This is a genomic window from Mycobacteriales bacterium (genome assembly GCA_036497565.1).
Classification (GTDB): Bacteria; Actinomycetota; Actinomycetes; order Mycobacteriales; family QHCD01; genus DASXJE01.
The window spans coordinates 1-3,981 of the sequence record DASXJE010000020.1 but is presented as its reverse complement, the minus strand read 5'-3'; the positions used below and the strand labels follow the sequence as shown (position 1 = coordinate 3,981).

Sequence of the window (3,981 nt, the reverse complement as noted above, 5' to 3'; positions counted from 1 at the left end):
TGCGGCTTGAGGATGGCGATGTCGAACCGCTCGATCTGCCCCGCCTGTGCGAGTAGTTCGAGGTAGCCCCTCGTCTCGTTGAGTAGATCAAGGGCTTGTCTTTCCCGACCCTGCGTCGGCAGGCCCCACGCGACCCAGAATGCGGCTTCGGCCATGGCCCCTACCTTTATCACCTTTACCCCTCGGCACGCGGGGCGGACACTCGGTCTATCGAGTCCGTGTATGTAGGAGTTCACTTATGGCCGGTCGCCGAATCGCTCGTTTCTTTGGTATCGCGATCCTGATCATGTCGGCACTGCTATGCGCGCCCATCCCGTCCGTGTCCGCCCAACCGTGCCCTGACGTGGACGTCGTATTCGCCCGGGGTACCAGCGAGGCGCCTGGTGTCGGCGGGGTCGGACAGGCGTTTGTCGACGCAGTGCGCTCACAAGCCGGTGGCAGGTCGGTCGGGGTATACGCGATCAACTACCCCGCTAGCAGCGAGTTTTCCGGCGGCCTCCAGTTCGCCGCGACGGTCATCGAGGGGATCAGGGACGCGGGCGCTCACATCCAGGACATGGCCGCAAACTGCCCGAACACCAGGATGGTGCTCGGCGGCTTCTCCCAGGGCGCCGTCGTGGCGGGGTTTGTTACCTCTGCCGCCATACCGGAGGGTGTTCCCGCCGCCGCGGTGCCCTCGCCAATGGCTCCGGATGTGGCCAACCACGTCGCCGCGGTGGCGCTGTTCGGAAGACCATCGGATCAATTCATGCGCGATGTCGGTGCGCCGCCTATCGTCATCGGCCCGCTGTACGTGCCAAAGACGATTGACTTGTGCGCTCCTGACGACACCATCTGCAACGGCGCGCCGCCGGGGGCGCCCGGCGTCGCCCATGCCCTCTATCCGGTGAACGGCATGGTCAACCAGGCCGCAACCTTCTCGGTGGGTCGGCTCTAGGCTCGCCGTCGCACAGCGCGCTGAGTCCGCCGGCGGTCCAGGCTGGCGTCACGCCCGCCGCACGCAACAGATACCGCACGCGCTCGTGCGCGCTCCAGCCGAACGCTTCATGGAGTCCGTCGAGCATGGTGCGTAGGTAAGCCGGCGATGGCGAGGTCGGCACGAGATCCTGCAACGACGTGATGGTGAACATTGGCAGGCCGTCCCGGTCGTCCACGTGCAGGAGCGTCTCCTAGACGTGGGTGCCACCCACCGGCCATTGCCGGTCGACCCCGAGATGCAGCGCCAGGTCGCTGCCGACCGGTTGTCTGGCTTCCTGGGCGACCACGTCGCTGAGCTGTCCGAAGGTGAGCAGGTACGCCCGCGCGGCCAGCTCTCCGTCGGCCGCAGGATCGTAAAACGCGATGCCGCCGCCCCACACCGTGGACTCTCCGGAGAAGGTGAGAACGCCGGGCAGCTGGATACCGATGTCGCGTTGGGGCGGCGACTGGTCCCGACACCCGAGATGTAGCAGTTGAAGCGCGCTGCGCGCATGTTCGATCCGTATGCGACGTACCAGACGAGATCGTCGGTGCCCGGACGCGGATTCAACCGACTACGCATCCTTCCTCAAGTGCCTGCTCCGCCTCTTGTAGCACGACGGACTGCGCCTTCTCGTAGATGCGCCAGGCATCCTCGGGGGTGTCTCCGACCGCGGTCAGGCCGACGCGGCCGCACTCGGTGAGACAGCTGATCATGTGAAAGACCACTCCCGTTCGCCGAGCCTGGTCGAAATGCAGACCGTGTCGTACGACGACGTCGAACAGTTCGGGCACGGTCAGCGCCTTGAGCCGGTCGTCCTCGAAGTGGTCGGTCGCGACCAGATACTTGCTGCTGCCGCTGGGGGTCAGGAAGACCCCGCGGTCGCCGTCGTAGATGCCGTCGGTGAGGAATTGCAGGGTGAGGAACGGATGGGTGGTCCCGCCCTTGCGGAGGTTCAACTCGATCGCATACGGCGTCCATGCGCCCGTGCTGTCTTGCACCACAACGAAATCCACCGCAAACCTGCCGAGCGCACCGAGCTCTGCGAGGCGTCTTCCGATCACCATGGCGGGCTCTGCGATGGCCGCGGCGTAGTCGGGATTTGCCGGGAACACGCAACCGAGATACTTCTGGCCGCTCGCGCCACCGAGAAGCTGGTCGTGGGTGGAGAGCAGCTCGACGGTGCCATCGGGCAGTGCCCGCATCTGGACGCTCGGACTGGTCAGTGCTTCTCCGGTGATCCGCTCCTCCACGATGCCGCCATGCTTCTCAAAGGCTGCCAGGTAGACCTCGACAGAAAGGGATTCCGCCTCTGGCTGCAAGTTGAGCACGCGATCCCTGACGACGGCGGCTTCGTCCGGCGAGTCGGGGGCCGGCAGCTCGCTCAGGTCCACCATCGCGTTGCCCGCGCCAGACACGCCCTCGTTGAGCTTTACGATCGCCTGGCGCAGCGACGGCCGCCTCGCGCGCATGCCTTGCACGCCCGCGACGATGTCGTCGACCGTGTGGAGATCCTCGGCGCCGACCGGACAGCGAACCCCGAGTTCCTCGAACATCCTGCGGCAGCCGGTCTTGCTTCCGAGGTCCTCGAGCCGCGGGTCCGCGCCGTACATCGGGATACGGAGGCTCAGCGCGACATCGCGCTCGAGCGGTGTGGTGTTGTAGGGAATCATGTGACTGCGGTCCTGGTTGGGGATCAGCGACCGGATTTCCCGCAGAAGTCGCGGCCGCGCAAGCAGTTTGGAACTCAGCGAGATCCCCGAGGCATCCCCGACCGGAACCAGCGTGAGCCGGGCGCGGGCATGGCTGGGAATCACCCCGGGCAGCAATCCGAGGTAGTACTCGATGATCGACTCGGACACCGGCTGCGACGTCACATAGATCATGCGCAGCCGCGGTTGGCGGAGCAGCAGCAGCAGGAACAGTGCGCGTTCCTCCAAGGCAGACATGACGGTGCCGCTGCCGGGGGTGGCGCGTTCAATGCTGATCGAGGGGACCACCACGACCGATTCGTCCTCCAAGTCGAGCCTCATCGACTCCCAGACCGACGGCATCGTCAGCTGCAGGTCGTCGAAGCAGCGATAGCGCTCGTCTTCGTCGAGCTGGGACAGTTGTCGACCCGGTTGGCTGGGTGCCTCTAGTTGTGTCATGTTTTCCCGTCCTTGGTTTTGAGCGCGCTGATGTTGTGGACCCGCACCGTTTTGCTGAACCCCTTGGGCTGTATGTCGCCCACCATTTCCGCCACCGCCACATGCTCGGTGGCTGCAAGCACACGATCGGTGACGAGCACCTGCCAAGGCCCGGCGTCGGAACACAACCGGGCGGCAAGATTGGTAACGCTGCCGATGGCGGCATAGTCGAATCGGCCCTCGAAGCCGATCCGGCCGAGCGTCGCAAAGCCTTGGGCGATACCGATTCCCACGGGAAGCTCGTAGCCTTTGCGCCGCCACCGGGCGGCGAGATCGGTCACGGCGTCGCGGATCTCCAGCGCCGTCCGCACCGCGCGTTCGGCGGCGTCGTCGCACGGAATCGGGTCGTTGAAGAAAACCATGATCCCGTCGCCCGTGAAGCGTTCGAGGGTCCCTCCGTACGAGTGGACCAGGGCCCCAATGGCGTGGTGATATTCGGCAAGTACGCCCATCACCTCCTCGGGCTCACTGGTCTCCGCGAAGGGGGTGAAGTTCCTGAGATCGGTGAATAGGACAACGATTTCGCGGCGATGGCTGCCGAGCAGGCTCTCGTCACCGACGACGAGATCGGCCAGCTGGGGGGACAGGAAGTGGCGTAACCGGTTGGTGCGCTCCAACTCTGCGACCTGTCGGGCGACCCGTGTTTCCAATTCGGCGTTCCACTCGGCCAGCTCGTCAGCCTGTTGACGGATGGTGTCGTGGTACCGCTTGATCCGCGCCAGTGATTTCACTCGGGCGAGCAGCTCGCTCTGGTCGAAGGGTTTGGTGACGAAGTCGTCGGCCCCCGACTCGAGGGCGGCGAGCCGCTGTTCGGACCCGCTGGCCGTGATCATC

At 65.3% G+C, this 3,981-nt stretch carries 4 protein-coding genes; 1 reads left to right on the top strand and 3 read right to left on the bottom strand.

Going from position 1 to position 3,981, the window contains the following annotated elements; all coding sequences use genetic code 11:
* Positions 1–238: 238 nt before the first annotated feature.
* Positions 239–937: a cutinase family protein gene (locus VGH85_02195; protein HEY2172600.1), complete on the top strand. Its 699-nt coding sequence runs from the start codon at positions 239–241 to the stop codon at positions 935–937.
* A gap of 232 nt (positions 938–1,169) precedes the next feature.
* Here the strand turns inward: VGH85_02195 and VGH85_02190 are convergent, their stop codons facing one another.
* The 3 genes from VGH85_02190 to VGH85_02180 all read right to left on the bottom strand — a co-directional run.
* Complete coding sequence (locus tag VGH85_02190) at positions 1,170–1,358, bottom strand: hypothetical protein (GenBank protein ID HEY2172599.1); 189 nt, start codon at positions 1,356–1,358, stop codon at positions 1,170–1,172.
* A 166-nt stretch (positions 1,359–1,524) separates the two neighbouring features.
* Positions 1,525–3,012, bottom strand: a complete 1,488-nt coding sequence (locus VGH85_02185; protein ID HEY2172598.1) for a peptide ligase PGM1-related protein — start codon at positions 3,010–3,012, stop codon at positions 1,525–1,527.
* Between the two features lie 92 nt (positions 3,013–3,104).
* Positions 3,105–3,981 (bottom strand): adenylate/guanylate cyclase domain-containing protein (locus tag VGH85_02180; GenBank protein HEY2172597.1); only part of this gene is annotated, 877 nt, incomplete at its 5' end.